This window comes from Roseococcus sp. GW821-FHT12F05 (assembly GCF_058806835.1).
Window position 1 is genome coordinate 38,130 of record NZ_JBXAQB010000001.1, and the last position, 13,206, is coordinate 51,335.

14 protein-coding genes are annotated in these 13,206 nt (G+C 70.6%); 6 read left to right on the forward strand and 8 right to left on the reverse strand.

The features are described from left to right. Window positions 1-272 precede the first annotated feature (272 nt). Both AC1ROY_RS00190 and AC1ROY_RS00195 read left to right on the forward strand, forming a co-directional pair. Entirely contained in the window at window positions 273-941 is a 669-nt protein-coding gene (locus tag AC1ROY_RS00190; protein ID WP_493146082.1) for an alpha/beta hydrolase, read from the forward strand. A gap of 145 nt (window positions 942-1,086) precedes the next feature. Then, window positions 1,087-2,517, forward strand: coding sequence for a metal-dependent hydrolase family protein (locus AC1ROY_RS00195; protein ID WP_493146084.1), 1,431 nt, complete (start codon window positions 1,087-1,089; stop codon window positions 2,515-2,517). 1 nt (window position 2,518) lies between these two features. Here the strand turns inward: AC1ROY_RS00195 and AC1ROY_RS00200 are convergent, their stop codons facing one another. After that, window positions 2,519-2,827: a putative type II toxin-antitoxin system PemK/MazF family toxin gene (locus tag AC1ROY_RS00200; protein WP_493146086.1), complete on the reverse strand. Its 309-nt coding sequence runs from the start codon at window positions 2,825-2,827 to the stop codon at window positions 2,519-2,521. Further along, the gene (locus AC1ROY_RS00205; protein ID WP_493146088.1) at window positions 2,824-3,087 is read right to left on the reverse strand and encodes a type II toxin-antitoxin system CcdA family antitoxin; all 264 of its coding nucleotides are present in this window, start codon (window positions 3,085-3,087) and stop codon (window positions 2,824-2,826) included. The genes AC1ROY_RS00200 and AC1ROY_RS00205 overlap by 4 nt, the downstream gene beginning before the upstream one ends. A gap of 74 nt (window positions 3,088-3,161) precedes the next feature. Here AC1ROY_RS00205 and AC1ROY_RS00210 point away from each other — a divergent pair, with 74 nt between their 5' ends. Both AC1ROY_RS00210 and AC1ROY_RS00215 read left to right on the forward strand, forming a co-directional pair. Continuing rightward, entirely contained in the window at window positions 3,162-4,118 is a 957-nt protein-coding gene (locus AC1ROY_RS00210) for a tripartite tricarboxylate transporter substrate binding protein (protein ID WP_493146090.1), read from the forward strand. Between the two features lie 47 nt (window positions 4,119-4,165). Then, window positions 4,166-5,221: an Ldh family oxidoreductase gene (locus AC1ROY_RS00215; protein WP_493146092.1), complete on the forward strand. Its 1,056-nt coding sequence runs from the start codon at window positions 4,166-4,168 to the stop codon at window positions 5,219-5,221. Here AC1ROY_RS00215 and AC1ROY_RS00220 read toward each other — a convergent pair. Beyond that, a complete protein-coding gene (locus AC1ROY_RS00220; protein ID WP_493146093.1) occupies window positions 5,218-6,384 on the reverse strand; it encodes an alpha-hydroxy acid oxidase in 1,167 nt (388 codons plus the stop codon). The genes AC1ROY_RS00215 and AC1ROY_RS00220 overlap by 4 nt on opposite strands. 369 nt (window positions 6,385-6,753) lie before the next feature. Here AC1ROY_RS00220 and AC1ROY_RS00225 point away from each other — a divergent pair, with 369 nt between their 5' ends. Next, window positions 6,754-7,623 carry an SMP-30/gluconolactonase/LRE family protein gene (locus tag AC1ROY_RS00225; RefSeq protein ID WP_493146095.1) on the forward strand — a complete coding sequence of 290 codons (870 nt, stop codon included), beginning with the start codon at window positions 6,754-6,756 and terminating at the stop codon, window positions 7,621-7,623. Window positions 7,624-7,647: 24 nt separating this feature from the next. Here the strand turns inward: AC1ROY_RS00225 and AC1ROY_RS00230 are convergent, their stop codons facing one another. Genes AC1ROY_RS00230 through AC1ROY_RS00250 form a run of 5 tightly spaced genes read right to left on the reverse strand, consistent with a single transcriptional unit; the run spans window position 7,648 to window position 12,049 of the window. Beyond that, the gene (locus tag AC1ROY_RS00230) at window positions 7,648-8,802 is read right to left on the reverse strand and encodes a mandelate racemase/muconate lactonizing enzyme family protein (protein ID WP_493146097.1); all 1,155 of its coding nucleotides are present in this window, start codon (window positions 8,800-8,802) and stop codon (window positions 7,648-7,650) included. Window positions 8,803-8,819: 17 nt separating this feature from the next. Continuing rightward, entirely contained in the window at window positions 8,820-9,704 is an 885-nt protein-coding gene (locus AC1ROY_RS00235; protein WP_493146099.1) for a polysaccharide deacetylase family protein, read from the reverse strand. Next, window positions 9,701-10,600 (reverse strand): polysaccharide deacetylase family protein, encoded by a 900-nt coding sequence (locus tag AC1ROY_RS00240; RefSeq protein WP_493146100.1) that lies wholly within the window; start codon window positions 10,598-10,600, stop codon window positions 9,701-9,703. The genes AC1ROY_RS00235 and AC1ROY_RS00240 overlap by 4 nt, the downstream gene beginning before the upstream one ends. A 42-nt stretch (window positions 10,601-10,642) precedes the next feature. Continuing rightward, window positions 10,643-11,608, reverse strand: a complete 966-nt coding sequence (locus tag AC1ROY_RS00245) for a Bug family tripartite tricarboxylate transporter substrate binding protein (protein WP_493146101.1) — start codon at window positions 11,606-11,608, stop codon at window positions 10,643-10,645. 21 nt (window positions 11,609-11,629) lie between these two features. Continuing rightward, window positions 11,630-12,049, reverse strand: coding sequence for a GFA family protein (locus tag AC1ROY_RS00250; protein ID WP_493146103.1), 420 nt, complete (start codon window positions 12,047-12,049; stop codon window positions 11,630-11,632). 132 nt (window positions 12,050-12,181) lie between these two features. Here AC1ROY_RS00250 and AC1ROY_RS00255 point away from each other — a divergent pair, with 132 nt between their 5' ends. Further along, window positions 12,182-13,198 carry a hypothetical protein gene (locus AC1ROY_RS00255; RefSeq protein ID WP_493146105.1) on the forward strand — a complete coding sequence of 339 codons (1,017 nt, stop codon included), beginning with the start codon at window positions 12,182-12,184 and terminating at the stop codon, window positions 13,196-13,198. Window positions 13,199-13,206 lie beyond the last annotated feature (8 nt).

A 13,206-nucleotide genomic window follows, 5' to 3' on the forward strand; every position in this document is an offset into this window, starting at 1 on the left:
TGCCGCCCAGCTTTCCGCGGGCCCGATGGGTCGTTTCTGCGGAATGGAAGTCTGGAGGCAGCCAGGCGGCGCGTCAATGGCACGCCCCTGCGATCCATCGGTTCGGGAAAAGCTCACGCGGGCCGCCCTGCCCCGATCCTTCCGCCAGGAGGGAACCGAAGTCGCGGGGCCGCGCCAGATGCGGAGCGACCGCCAATTTCGGCTGCATGGGGTCAACCGGTCCACCGGTCGGCCCCGTGCGGCCCAACCGAAGAAACGGACAAAGGACACCGATGCCTGAAGTCATGTTTGCCGGCCCCGACGGCCGCCTCGAAGGCCGTTACCATCATGCGAAGCGCCCGAACGCCCCCGTGGCGCTCCTGCTGCATCCGCATCCGCTGCATGGCGGGACCATGAACAACCGGGTGGTGCACAGCCTCTACGGCAAGTTCCAGTCGATGGGCTTCTCGGTGCTGCGCTTCAACTTCCGCGGCGTGGGCAAGAGCCAGGGCCGCTACGACGGCGGGATCGGCGAGATCAGCGACGCCGCGGCGGCGCTCGACTTTCTGCAGGCGGTGAACCCGAATGCGGCGATGCTCTGGGTCGCGGGCTATTCCTTCGGCTCCTATGTCGGCATGCAGCTCCTGATGCGGCGCCCGGAGATGGGCGGCTTCGTCTCGATCTCCGCGCCGGCGAGCCACTACGACTTCGGCTTCCTCGCCCCCTGCCCCTGCTCGGGCATGATCCTGCATGGCGAGGACGACGAGCTCGTTCCGCTGAACAGCGTGCAGAAGCTGGTGGACAAGCTGAACACCCAGAAGGGCGTCACCATCGACTTCCGCACGATCCCGCAGGCCGGCCACGTCTACACGCCGAGCCAGGTCGAGACGATCAGCGACATGGCGGAGGACCACGTCCTCTCCGTGCTGAACCGCAGCCGGATGTCGCTCGCCGCCGACTGAGGCCTTTTCACCGACTGATCAGCCGGCCCGGCAGCATGCCGCGGCCGGCTTTTTTGCGCGCTCGGCACGGCCGTGGGACACTGGGCCCAGGCCGATGCCTGCCAGCGGATGCAGTCTGCCGCGATCAGCCTGCGGGAGGTGAGCCATGCTGAACTGTGCCCCGGAGGAGACGGCCCCGGCCGTGCATGCCGGCTGCCTGTGCCACCGGCCGGAGATCCGGTCGCTGACGCGGCGGCTTGAACGCGACATGACGCGCCGCGGCTTCGTCGCGGCCGCGCTGGCCTCGGCCGCAGCGCCCGCCCTGGCGCAGCCAGCCGCCCCGCGGCCGATCCTCTTCACCAACTTCCGGCTCTTCGACGGCACATCGCCAGCCCTGCGCGACGGGCTGAGCCTTCTCGTCGAAGGCAACCGGATCCGCTCGCTCGCCGCCGGCAATCCCGCCCCGCCCGAGGGCGCCCAGGTGATCGACTGCGGCGGCCGCACCCTCATGCCCGGGCTGATCGACGCGCACTGGCACAGCATCTTCGCCGCCCTGCCCTTCCCCGTGCTGCTGAACGCCGATGCCGGCTACATCCAGCTCGCCGCCGCGGCCGAGGCCGAGCGCACGCTGATGCGCGGCTTCACCACGATCCGCGACGCCGGCGGCCCGGCCTTCGCGCTGAAGCAGGCGATCGACGAGGGGCTGGTCGTGGGACCGCGCATCTATCCCTCGGGCGCGATGATCACCGCCAGCGGCGGCCATGGCGACTTCCGGCCCGTCTCAGACTTCCCCAGCCCCGGTGGCGGGAGGACTGCCGTGGAGCGGACGGGCGCCCTCGGCATCGCCGACGGCCCGGACGAAATGCGGCGCCGCGTGCGCGAGCAGCTCCTGCAGGGCGCCTCCCAGATCAAGCTGACGGGGAGCGGCGGCGTCTCCACGCCGCGCAGCCCGCTCGACGCCCTCACCCTCACCGAAGCCGAGATCCGCGCGGCGGTGGAGGCCGCGACGGACTGGGGCACCTATGTGCTGGTCCACGCCTATACGCCCGCCTCGGTCGCCCGCGCCCTCGACGCCGGCGTCCGCTGCATCGAGCACGGCCATCTCATGGACGAGGCGACCGCCGCCCGCATCGCCGAAAAGGGCGTCTGGCTGAGCACCCAGCCCTTCAGCGAGGGCGATTCGATCCCTCTCACGGGCCAGGGCCAGATCGACATGGTCAGGGTGTTCGCGGGCACCGACCGGACCTACGCGCTCGCGAAGCGCCTCGGCCTGAAGACCGCCTTCGGCACGGACCTGCTCTTCTCGGCGGCGCTGGCGCCGCGGCAGAGCCTGATGCTCACCCATCTGACCCGCTGGCACACGCCGGCCGAGGCGCTGCGCATGGCCACGGCGACGAATGGCGAGCTGATGGCGCTGTCCGGCTCGCGCAATCCCTATCCCGGGAAGCTGGGCGTGGTGGAGGACGGCGCCTTCGCCGACCTGCTGCTGGTGGAGGGCAATCCGCTGGAGGACATTTCCCTCATCGCGGAGCCCGGCCGGAACCTGCGGATCATCATGAAGGACGGCCGCATCCATAAGAACACGCTGGGCGGGTAGGTCAGATTCCGAAGAAGAGGAGATCGATCCCGCGGGCGATATCCGCCCGCATGGGCTCGGCCGTCCCGACGGCTTCTCCGAGGATGCGCAGGGGCATGGGCCGCATCTGGCGGAGAACAATGGCGTAGGTCTGGCCCATCAACTCGATCGTCGGCGCCGTGGGTCCTCGCAAAGGGGCGGGCGTCAAAGGGCAGGCGATCCGTTCCGGCCCCTCGACCGCGGCGGACTCCAGGATGCAGACGAAGGGAAAGGCCCGCAGCGCCGGCACCCGATGCCGGTGCAGGGCGAGATGCCCGGGTGACCGGATCACGGGTTCTCTTCGAGCCAGGCGTCCACAGCATCGGAGAAGGAACCGTTCTCCGCGATGAAGCGCTCGTAGTCCTTCGCTTCCTGCCGCAGCTCCTCGAGCAGCGCCGCCCGGGCCCGCTGCGCCAGCTCGGCGGCCACGGCCGCCTCCGCCACGGCCGAGACATTGATCTTCGCCGCCTTCGCCTTGGCCATGAGATCGCTGTTGATGGTGACGCTGACCGTGCGGCGCGGGGCGGTCGCATCGTGGGTGACGATGTTCATGAGTGCAATTTACACGGGTCCTTCACCCGTGCACAACAACGACCTATCATACGTGTAAAATTCAAGGAAACGTTATGATCGCCCGCCGCACGCTGCTCTCAGCGCCGAGTCTCCTGGCCGCGCCCGCCCTCGCGCAAGCGGAATGGCGCCCGGACAAGTCCCTCACCATGATCGTCGCCTTCGCGGCCGGCGGCGGCACGGATGCCGCGGCCCGCACCATCGCGCGCTTCATGGAGAAGGATCTCGGCCAGTCCGTGGTGGTGCTCAACCGCCCCGGCGCCGGCGGCGAGATCGGCTTCGCCGAGCTGGCCCGCGCCCGACCGGACGGGCTGACCATCGGCTTCATCAACACGCCGCACATCGTCACCCTGCCGATCGAGCGCCGAACCCGCTTCCGGCTGGAGGATTTCTCGCTCATCGGCAATATCGTGGACGATCCCGGCGGCCTCTGGGTCCGCGCCGACTCCGAAATCCGTGACCTCCCCGGGCTCCTCGCCGCCGCGCGCGCCCGGCCGGAAACGATCGGCTACGGCACCACCGGCGTCGGCTCGGACGACCACCTCGCCATGCTGGCGCTGGAGCGCGCCTCGAACACGCGCTTCCTGCACGTGCCCTTCGGCGGCAGCGCCCAGGTGAAGCAGAACCTCATCTCCCGCGCCATTCCGCTCGCCGTGATGAACGTGGCGGAGGGCGTGAACGACGCGCGCCAGGGCGTGCTGCGGCCGCTCGCGCAGATGGGCGCCACGCGCTGGGCGCCGCTCGGCGACGTGCCGACCTTGAAGGAGCTGGGCTTCGACGTGGTGGAGGGCTCGATGCGCGGCATGGCGGCTCCCGCCGGCCTGCCGCCCGAAATCCTGGCGCGGCTCTCGCTCTCCGTCCGCCGCACCGTGGACGACCCGGAGTTCAAGGCCAGCGCGGAGCAGCAGAACCTGCCGCTGCGCTTCCTCGGCCCAGCGGAATACCTGGCCGAGCTGCGCGGGCTGCAGCGGAACTACCAGTCGCTCTGGGACCAGCATCCCTGGCGGGAATGAACGGCCGGGGGATGGACGCCCCGCGGACTCCGCGATGAACTGACGCCATGCCCGAATTCATCCTGGTCTCCGCCGAGCTCCTCCATCGCCAGATCACGGAGGTCTTCGCCAGCTGGGGCATGCCCCTGGAGCACGCCGCCACCGCGGCCACCGTGATGGTGGAGACCGACCTCTCCGGCGTCGATTCCCACGGAATCGGCATGCTCCCCACCTACCAGCGGCACTTCGCCGAGGGCCGCCTCGACCCGAAGGCGGTCCCCACCATCGTCCGCGACAACGGCCCGGCCGTCCTCATCGACGCCAACAGGGGGATCGGTCACGTCGCCTCGCACCAGGCCATGCGCGCCGCGATGGACAAGGCGAAGGCGCACGGCATCGGCGTGGCCGGCGTCACCGGCTCCAACCACTACGGCCCCGCCGGCTGGTACGCCCGCATGGCCACGGCGGAGGGCCTGGTGGCGATATCGCTGACCAGTGTCGTCACCCCCTTCCTGGTCCCGGTCCGTGGCACCGAGCGCGGGCTCGGCACCAACCCCATCGCCTTCGCCGTCCCCACGACGGATCCCGAGCGCCCCGTCCTGCTGGACATGGCCACGACCACCGTCGCCTACGGCAAGGTCAACATCGCCCGCCGCGCCGACAAGCCGCTCCCTGCCGGCTGGGCCATCGACGAGCAGGGCGGCCCGGAGACCGACAGCCACAAGGCCTTCGACTCCCGCCGCCTCGCGCCCCTCGGCGGCACGCGCGAGCTCGGGGCCCACAAGGGCTACGGCCTGGCGCTGATGGTCGAGATTCTCTGCGCCACCCTGACCGGCGCCCGCCCCCGCGACCTCGCCACCGGCCATTTCTTCCTGGCCCTGGATCCCGGCGCCTTCCGCGATCGCGCAGATTTCCAGGAGGATCTCGCGGAGCTGCTGGGCCGCATGCGCGGCGTCGCGCCCGTCGATCCGGCGGCTCCCGTCCTCATCCCCGGCGACCCCGAGCATGATTCGATCGCCCGCCGCCGGCGCGAGGGAATCCCGATGGTGGCGACGCTGGTGGAGGAGGTGCGCCAGGTCTGCGCCGAGAGCGGCGCTCGCTTCCTCCTAAGCGGCGAGGCTTAGCCGACGCCGCTCGTCCGCAGCAGCACCTGGGGGCCGAGTTCCTCCAGCGTGTTCACGCCGAGCAGCGCCATGTCGCGGTCCAGCTCGCCCTTCATGAGGTTGATGGCGTGGCTGACGCCCGCCTCCTCGGCGACTGAGGCTGCGTAGAGCATGGGACGGCCGACGAAGCAGAAATGCGCGCCCAGCGAGAGCGCCTTCAGCACATCCGTGCCGCGCCGCAGCCCGCCGTCGAAGAGCACTGTCATGTTGCCCGAGGCCGCGGCGATCTCCGGCAGCACGCGCAGCGTGCCCGCGGTCCCGTCGAGCTGCCGCCCGCCATGGTTGCTGACGACGATGCCGTCGGCGCCCTCGGCCTCCGCGCGACGGGCGTCGTCGGGATGCATCACGCCCTTCACGACGAGCCAGCCCGGCCAGCGGCGGCGGATCAGCGCCAGGTGCTCCCAGTTCAGGTGGTCGCGGGCGGTGAAGTCGCGCAGCACGTTGCGGGCGAGGATCGGCGCGCCGCGCTCGGCGAAGCTGTTTTCGAAGTGCGGCATGCCGTGCTTCGCCCAGGTGTAGAGGAAGGAGCCGAAGGTCCAGCGCGGATGCAGCATCCCGTCCCAGGCCAGCCGCAGCGAGGGCTTGAGCGGCGTGGAGAAGCCGTTGCGGACATTGTTCTCGCGGCTCGGCAGGACGGCGGTGTCCACGGTCAGCAGTAGTGTGCCGAAGCCGGCCGCGGCGACGCGGTCCACCAGCGCCTCGACCCGGGTGGAATTGCCGGGAAGATAGGCCTGGAACCAGGCATCGGGATTGGCCGCGATCACCTCCTCCATCGGGATCAGCGAGGAGCCGGAAAGGATATAAGGAATGTTCGCGGCCTTGGCGGCCTGCGCCAGCGCGATGTCCCCGCGATAGGCGACCAGCGCCGCCATGCCCATCGGCGCGATGCCGAAGGGCGCGTCCCATTCGCGGTTGAAGACGGTACGCTTGGTGCTGCGCGGCGAGACGTCGCGGAGAACGCGCGGCAGGAAGTGGAACTCGGAATAGGCCTTCGCACTGTCCTCGAGGGCAGCATTCCGCTCGGTGGCGCCCGCGATGTAGCCGAAGATGGGGCGCGGGAGACGGCGGCGGGACAGTTCCTCGAAATCGTCGAGGCAGAGGGCGCGTTGGGCGATGGAGCTCATGGCGCAGGACTGTAACGTCTGGACGAATTGGCGCCAGACGGCGGGCGGTTATTTCGCGGCCACAGCGCATCGGGGGGGGCGCATCGGAGGGCCTGGCCGGTGACAGCACAGCCGCCGCGACACGGCGCTTCAAGCCATCGGCCCGTCGGTGGAGCATGGCGACCGGCATGATCGACGCCAGCCTGGACATCTCGATCTGACGGATACTTCGGCCGGCGGCGCAGGAATGGCGGCGCAAATTCCGCGCGCTCCGTGGAAATTGTCGTAACGAACAGATGGATACCGCTTCAAATGAACAGAACCCGTCACCGTTTCCTCCGAGCAGAACACGGCACGAGCGCCGGCCTTCTACGATCCGCGATGCTGGCCATGTCCATGATGCTCGGCGCCGGCTGCGCGCAGGCCGCTCCGGTGGAGGTCGTCGCCCGGAACCTCCAATTCGCAGAGGGAGTCATCTTCGTGGGAACCACGCCGTATTTCGTCGACTACTCCACCTCGAGCGTCCTGCGACTGGTCGACGGCAGGGTCGAGACCGTGTGGCAGAAGCCGGGATGCGGAGCCAATGGGTTGCTGCAGGTTCCCGAGGGTCTCCTGGTCGCCTGCTTCGACGGCGGCACCGTGGAGCGGGTCTCGATCGAGGGCCGGTCGCTGGCCACGATCGACAGGGATGTCCGAGGGCGCCCCTTGGTAGCGCCCAACGATTTTGCCGCGGATCCCGGCCACGGGGTCTACTTCAGCGCATCCGGTGCCGAGGGCGGAACACCCGGCAAGATCTTCCTCATGGGCCCGAACGGCGGGGTCAGGGAGGTCGCGAGCGGGATCAGCTTCGCGAACGGCCTCGTCGTGTCGCCCGATGGCGGGCAGCTCATCGTCGTGGAGAGCCGGCGCGGCCGCCTGCTCACCTTCCCGATCGGGGCCGATGGGTCACTGGGGTCCCAGCGCGTGCTCGTGACCCTGTCGGACGTCCTGGCGGACGGAGCACACCGAAACTTCAGCCCGGATGGGCTTCGGAGGGATCGGCATGGTAACCTTTTCGTCAGCCTGTATCGCGGCGGCGGCATCGCCGTGCTGTCGCCGGAGGGCCGGCTTCTGACGCAGATCGATCTGCCGTCGGAGCATCATACGAGCCTCGCCTTGTCGCCAGACGGCCGGCTCATCCTCGCCACCGCGCTGGATGATGCACCGGGCGGAAGCTATCGCGGATCGCTGGTCCAGGTGGCCAATCCCGTCCCGAACTGAGGACCGGCTCGACGCGGCCTGGTTTCAGGCCCCCGCCGCGCGATGCTCCATATGCGTGAGCAGCCAGGGTGCCGCCGCGTCCAGGTCCGGTTCCACGCCCAGGCCGGGCCCGGCGGGTAACGGGAAGATGCCGTCGCGCACGCGCGGGAAAGGCTGCGCCAGCGCCTCGCGCAGCGGGTTCTCCATCACGTCGTGCTCCAGCATGCCAGGACCGCCGGCCGCCGCCAGCACCTGCGCCGCGGCGAGCAGGCCGATCCCGCTGCCGAGCCAGTGCGGGCAATAGGAGCGCCCGGCCGCGATCGCTCGGCGCCCCACGGCGAAGGCCCCTGTCACGCCACCCCATTTCAGCGTGTCAGGCTGCACCACGCCGTGGTTTCCATTGCCGATCAGCGCGGCGAAGCCCTCGAAGCCCATCACGTTCTCACCGCCCGCCAGCGGAACCGGCGACAGCATCGCCAGCTCCGCCCATTCGGCGGCGGGGCGGTCGGCCGGGATCGGCTCCTCGATCCAGCCCAGGCCATAGGCGCCGAGCCGCGGCACGGCGCGACGGGCCTCGGGCAGATCCCAGCCCTGGTTGGCGTCCACCATCAGCCGCTCTCCCGGGCCGAGGCTGCGCACGAGGTTGGAGACATTGGCGTCGTCGGCCTCGAGCCCGAAGCCGACCTTGAGCTTGAAGGCGCGGAAGCCCGCCTGCCGGTGGCGCTCCAGCGTCTCCGGCGTGCTGCCTGGGTTGAGGCCGCTGGCATAGGCGGGCACCTCGTTCCGGACGCCGTCGCCAGCGAGCAGCGCGCGCAGCGGCTTGCCGGCACGGCGCGCGGCGAGGTCCCAGAGAGCCAGGTCCAGCCCGGCGATGCAGGCGGCGAAGGGCCCCGGCTCGCCGACCTGGTTGACCCAGCGGATGGTGCGAGCGGTCAGGCTCTGCCAGGCGTCGGAAGGGCCGGCGTAGCTGCCGGCCAGCGCCAGCGGCGCGATCACCGTCTCGATGAGGCGCTGCTTGTTGTCGGCGCCATACGGGGGAAAATTGCACCAGACCTCGCCCCAGCCATGGGCGCCTTCGGCATCCTCCACGCGCAGCAGCAGGCCGCTGCGGCGTGCGATGCTGCCGAAGGCCATCTTCACCGGCTCCTTCACCTCCGCGCGGTAGAGGAAGGTCTCGATGCGGGCGAGGCGAAGGGTCATCGGCGTGGCTCCCGGATTCAGGGCTGGTGGTGCGCGATCCAGTGCCGCGCGATGTCCTCGCGCCGGCAGACCCAGACCTGCTTCTGCGTCTTCAGCCAGTCGAGCAGCTTCGCGAGGCCTGCCGCACGGCCGGCATGGCCGATGATGCGGTTGTGCAGACCGACACTGAGCATCCGCCCGCCCGGCTCGGTCAGCATCAGCTCGACGGCGCCCTTGATGTACTGGAAGAACTCGTCGCCCGTGGTCAGCGCCGATCGCTGGAAGCGCACGTCGTTGTGGGTCAGCGTGTAGGGCACGACCAGCCGAGGCTTCCCGTCGAGGTCGCGCCAATAGGGCAGCTCGTCGTCATAGGCGTCGCTGTCGTAGAGGTAGCCCGCCTCGGCCAGCAGCCGCCGCGTGTTCTCCGACGGCGCGTAGCGCGTGTACCAGCCGAGCGGCGGCGTCCCGACCTCGCGCGTGATGATGGCGGTGGCCTCGGCGATGCGCTGGCGCTCGACGGCCTCCTCCATGCCGATATGCATCTCCCACTTCCAGCCATGGCCGCAGACGTCCCAGCCGGCCTCGCGGATGGCGGCGACGGCCTGGGGCGTGCGCTCCAGCGAGCGGGCAACGGCGAAGACGGTGCAGGGCAGGCCCCGCTCGGTGAAGAGCCGGTGCAGCCGCCAGAAGCCCACGCGGCTGCCGTACTGGAACATGCTCTCGGCGCCGAGATCGCGGCCCTTCACGGCGGCGGTGCTGCCTTCCGTCAGCGCGTTCTCCGTGCGCGGATCACCGTCCGGCACGCTCTCCTCGCCGCCCTCCTCGTGGTTGATGACGAAGTTGAGCGCCACCTTGGTGCCGCCCGGCCAGCGCGGATCTGGCGGGTTGCGGCCATAGCCCTCGAAGTCGCGGGTGTGGGTCATACCTCCGACCCAGGCACGACGCCGCGCGGCAGTCCCGCGACGTATTCCGCCAGCTCGCCGGGCCGCGTGACCCAGAGCTGGTCCTTGTGGGCCATGATGTGCCGCAGCGCCTGCCGGAAGGGCTTCAGCCGATGCGGCTGGCCCAGGATGAAGGGATGCAGCACCACGCTGCACACCAGCGGCCGCTTCTCCGACTGGCGCAGCAGCTCGTCGAACTGGTCGATGATCATCTCGGCGAATTCGCGCGCGCTGTGCTGGCGGGCGATCAGCGCCGGGCTGTCGTTGATCTCGACCGAATAGGGCACGGAAAGGATCGGGCCGGCGCGGGTGCTCATCCAGAAGGGCTGGTCGTCCGCCGGCCAGTCCAGCACATAGGCGAAGCCCGATTCGCGCAGCAGGTCCAGCGTCACGGAACTCTGGGCAATATAAGGACCGAGCCAGCCCAGCGGCGGCACGCCGGCATGGTGCGCCAGGACGTCGCGGCTCTCCACGATCAGCCGGCGCTCGTCCTCCTCCCACAAAATATCCTGCCGTTCGGAATTGCTACGGCCATGGCCGATGAACTCGTCGCCCCGGGCGCGCAGCGCGGGGCCGATCTCTGGGCAGGCCTCCAGGGCCGCGCTGTTGATGTTGTGCGCCGAGGGGATCCCGAGCTCGTCCAGCGTGTCGAGCAGGTTCCACAGGCCCACGCGGTTGCCGTAGTCGCGCCAGGCGTAGCTGCGCTGGTTCTGCACGGGGCTGAGCCCCGTGCTGTCCGAGCCCATCCCCGCCCGATAGGCGAAGTGCTCGATGTTGTTGACCACGAGCAGCGCGAGGCGCTTGCCCCCCGGCCACTCATAGGTCGGGCGGGAGGGGATCGCGCTGTGCGCGTAGCGGTGATGGGCGGGGAGCTTCATGGCGCGGATGCTGGCCCGCGCCGCCCGCCCCATCAAGCCGGGCTACTCAATCTTCACACCCGCGGCGCGCACGACCGGCGTCCAGCGCTCGTACTCCTCGCGCACGAAGCGGTCGGTCGCCGCGGCGTCCATCCAGATCGGCTCGCTGCCGAGATCGGCCAGCCGCGCGCGCATCTGCGGCGTCTCCAGCCCCTCCTTCGAGAGGGTCGACATCCTCTGGATGATCGCGTCCGGCGTGTTCTTCGGCGCGAAGAGGCCTGTCCAGGAGCGCACCGCGTAATCCGGCACGCCGCCTTCGGCGACGGTGGGCAGGTCCGGCCGCAGACCCACGCGCTGGCCGGTGCAGACGGCGATGATGCGCACGCGCCCCGCCTCGGCCGGCGGGATCACCGTGGGCAGGTTCATGAAGCCGAGCTGGATGGTGCCGCCGATCAGATCCGCCAGCACCGGCCCGCCGCCGCGGTAGGGCACATGCGTCATGTCGAGCCCCGTGCGCAGCCGGAACAGCTCGCCCGCCAGGTGGTTGGAGGAGCCGACGCCCGAGGAGCCGAAGCTCATCCCGCCCCGCGTCGCACGGATATGCGCGATCAGCTCCTGCACGTTGTGCACCGGCAGCGACGGATGCACCGCGATGACGTTGGGCACGTCCACCCACATGGCCATGCCGTGGAACACCTCGCGCACGTCGTAACCCAGTTCGCCCGAGATCAGCGGGAAGAAGATGTGGTTGGAGGCGGAGGAGACGAAGAGGACCTGCCCGTCCGGCCGCGCCCGCATCGCCTGCCCCATGCCGACGGAGCCGCCGCCGCCCGGCCGGTTCTCGATCAGGAAGGGCTGGCCGGTGCGGCCCTCGAGGCCGGGGGAGAGCAGCCGCGCCACCACGTCGTTCGAGCCGCCGGGCGCCCAGGGAACGATCATGGTGACGGGGCGGCTCGGCCAGGAATCCTGGGCGGAGGCGGCGAAGGGGGCAAGCAGGGCCGGGGCGGCCAGCAGGGCGCGGCGCTTCATGGATTCGGTTCCTCAGTTTCTTCAGGCAAGCTGCCGGAGGTCGCCCTCGGGCGCTTCCGGCAGGATGTCGCGCGGATTATACCAACTCGCCGCATCGGACCGCCAGATGTGACCCGCCGGCCGGGCGGTGATCGGCGTGTCCAGGCATCCCAGGCGCAGCAGCACGTGGTCCCGGGCCGGCCGCTCGGCGAAGATCTGCGAGCCGCAGGTCCGGCAGAAGCGGCGGAAATTTCCTGGCGAGGATTCGTACTCCCCGAGATTCTCCTCGCCCCGCACCCAGCGGAACGCCTCGCGCGGCACGCCCATCACGCTGGAGAAGGCCGCGCCATGCGCCTTGCGGCAGGTCTCGCAGTGGCAGTGGATGATGGGCCCCAATGGAGGATCGGGCGGCGCGTCGACCTCATAGGCGACGGCGCCGCAGAGGCAGCTTCCCGTGAGCATGCGCACCCCTGTGCTGTCCCGGACACCCTGACGGAAAGGTTGCGGAAAGCCCAGCGCCTGCCACCGATGGTGCATGGCGGAAAGCTGGCGCACCGGTTAAGCTTCATGCCGTGTGAGCAGATGAGAGACGAGATGCGCGCAACCCGCCTGGCAGTCCTGACCGCAGCGGCCGCCCTGCTGGGCGCCTGCGCCTCCAGCGGCATCCGGTCCGAAGGCGGCGACGTCTTCCTGCTGGAAACGAACAGCCTGAGCGGGTCGCGCGCCGTCGAGCGCGGGCTGGCCGATGCGCGCGACTTCTGCGTGGCCAATGGCCGGCAGCTCATCGTGCAGGACAGCCGGATCGGATCCGGCTCCTACCAGCTCCAGTTCCGCTGCGTGGCGCCCTTCGGCACGGCGCGGGCCGGCGGCGTCGATCCGCTGCTCGCCGCGGCCGCGACGCCGGTCGTGCCCGCCGTCACGGACGCGCCGCCGCGCCGCCGCGCGCGCCGCGCCAGCATCGTCGCCGCGACCGATCCCGCCTATGTGACGCCTGCCGCCGAGCCTGTGGCGACGCCGCGCCCGGTGCGCCGCGCCCGCCGCGCGCGGCCGGCCGATGCCGCCTATGTGCCACCCGCCGACAGCTCGGCGCTCCAGCCCATTCCGCAGGCGACGCTCGCCGCCCGCTTCGCCCGGCCCGAGCCGGCGCCGCAGGAGCCGCCGGCCCTGCCCCCCGTCTCGACCACGCCGCTCTTCAACCCGCGCGGCGCCAGCTTCCCCGCGCCGGTGGCCACGCCCGTGCGCCGCATCCCCGCGGATAGCGGGCCCTTCACGCCCATCGAGCAGCCGGCTGCGGCGGCCGCCGTCCAGCCGGCCGCGATGGTGCAGCCTGCTGCGGTCGTGCAACCCGCCGCGGCGCCGCGCGCCGCCACCAGCGACGCGCTGCCGCCCATCCAGCTCCCGCCGGCCGCCGTGAGCAGTCCTTCGGGCACCGTCGCCGCCGCGCCGGCGACCAGCTACGGCGCCTCGGTGCCGAGCCCGCAGGCGCTGCCGACCGCCAGCTCCGCCCTGACGCCGATCGCAAGCCCGGTCCGCCCGATCCCGGCCGCGACGCCCACGGCCAATCCAAACACGCCGCCGACGGGCTTCTTCAGCAGCCCCGGCCGGTACTGACCTCTTCC

Bases quoted from the DNA above. Each gene is read 5' to 3' on its own strand.
- AC1ROY_RS00245 (WP_493146101.1), bottom strand. From the start codon at position 11,608: ATGAAGCGCCGCGCCCTGCTGGCCGCCCCGGCCCTGCTTGCCCCCTTC.
- AC1ROY_RS00205 (WP_493146088.1), bottom strand. From the start codon at position 3,087: ATGAACATCGTCACCCACGATGCGACCGCCCCGCGCCGCACGGTCAGC.
- AC1ROY_RS00235 (WP_493146099.1), bottom strand. From the start codon at position 9,704: ATGACCCACACCCGCGACTTCGAGGGCTATGGCCGCAACCCGCCAGAT.
- AC1ROY_RS00225 (WP_493146095.1), top strand. From the start codon at position 6,754: ATGTCCATGATGCTCGGCGCCGGCTGCGCGCAGGCCGCTCCGGTGGAG.
- AC1ROY_RS00255 (WP_493146105.1), top strand. From the start codon at position 12,182: ATGCGCGCAACCCGCCTGGCAGTCCTGACCGCAGCGGCCGCCCTGCTG.
- AC1ROY_RS00220 (WP_493146093.1), bottom strand. From the start codon at position 6,384: ATGAGCTCCATCGCCCAACGCGCCCTCTGCCTCGACGATTTCGAGGAA.
- AC1ROY_RS00240 (WP_493146100.1), bottom strand. From the start codon at position 10,600: ATGAAGCTCCCCGCCCATCACCGCTACGCGCACAGCGCGATCCCCTCC.
- AC1ROY_RS00230 (WP_493146097.1), bottom strand. From the start codon at position 8,802: ATGACCCTTCGCCTCGCCCGCATCGAGACCTTCCTCTACCGCGCGGAG.
- AC1ROY_RS00190 (WP_493146082.1), top strand. From the start codon at position 273: ATGCCTGAAGTCATGTTTGCCGGCCCCGACGGCCGCCTCGAAGGCCGT.
- AC1ROY_RS00250 (WP_493146103.1), bottom strand. From the start codon at position 12,049: ATGCTCACGGGAAGCTGCCTCTGCGGCGCCGTCGCCTATGAGGTCGAC.
- AC1ROY_RS00195 (WP_493146084.1), top strand. From the start codon at position 1,087: ATGCTGAACTGTGCCCCGGAGGAGACGGCCCCGGCCGTGCATGCCGGC.
- AC1ROY_RS00215 (WP_493146092.1), top strand. From the start codon at position 4,166: ATGCCCGAATTCATCCTGGTCTCCGCCGAGCTCCTCCATCGCCAGATC.
- AC1ROY_RS00210 (WP_493146090.1), top strand. From the start codon at position 3,162: ATGATCGCCCGCCGCACGCTGCTCTCAGCGCCGAGTCTCCTGGCCGCG.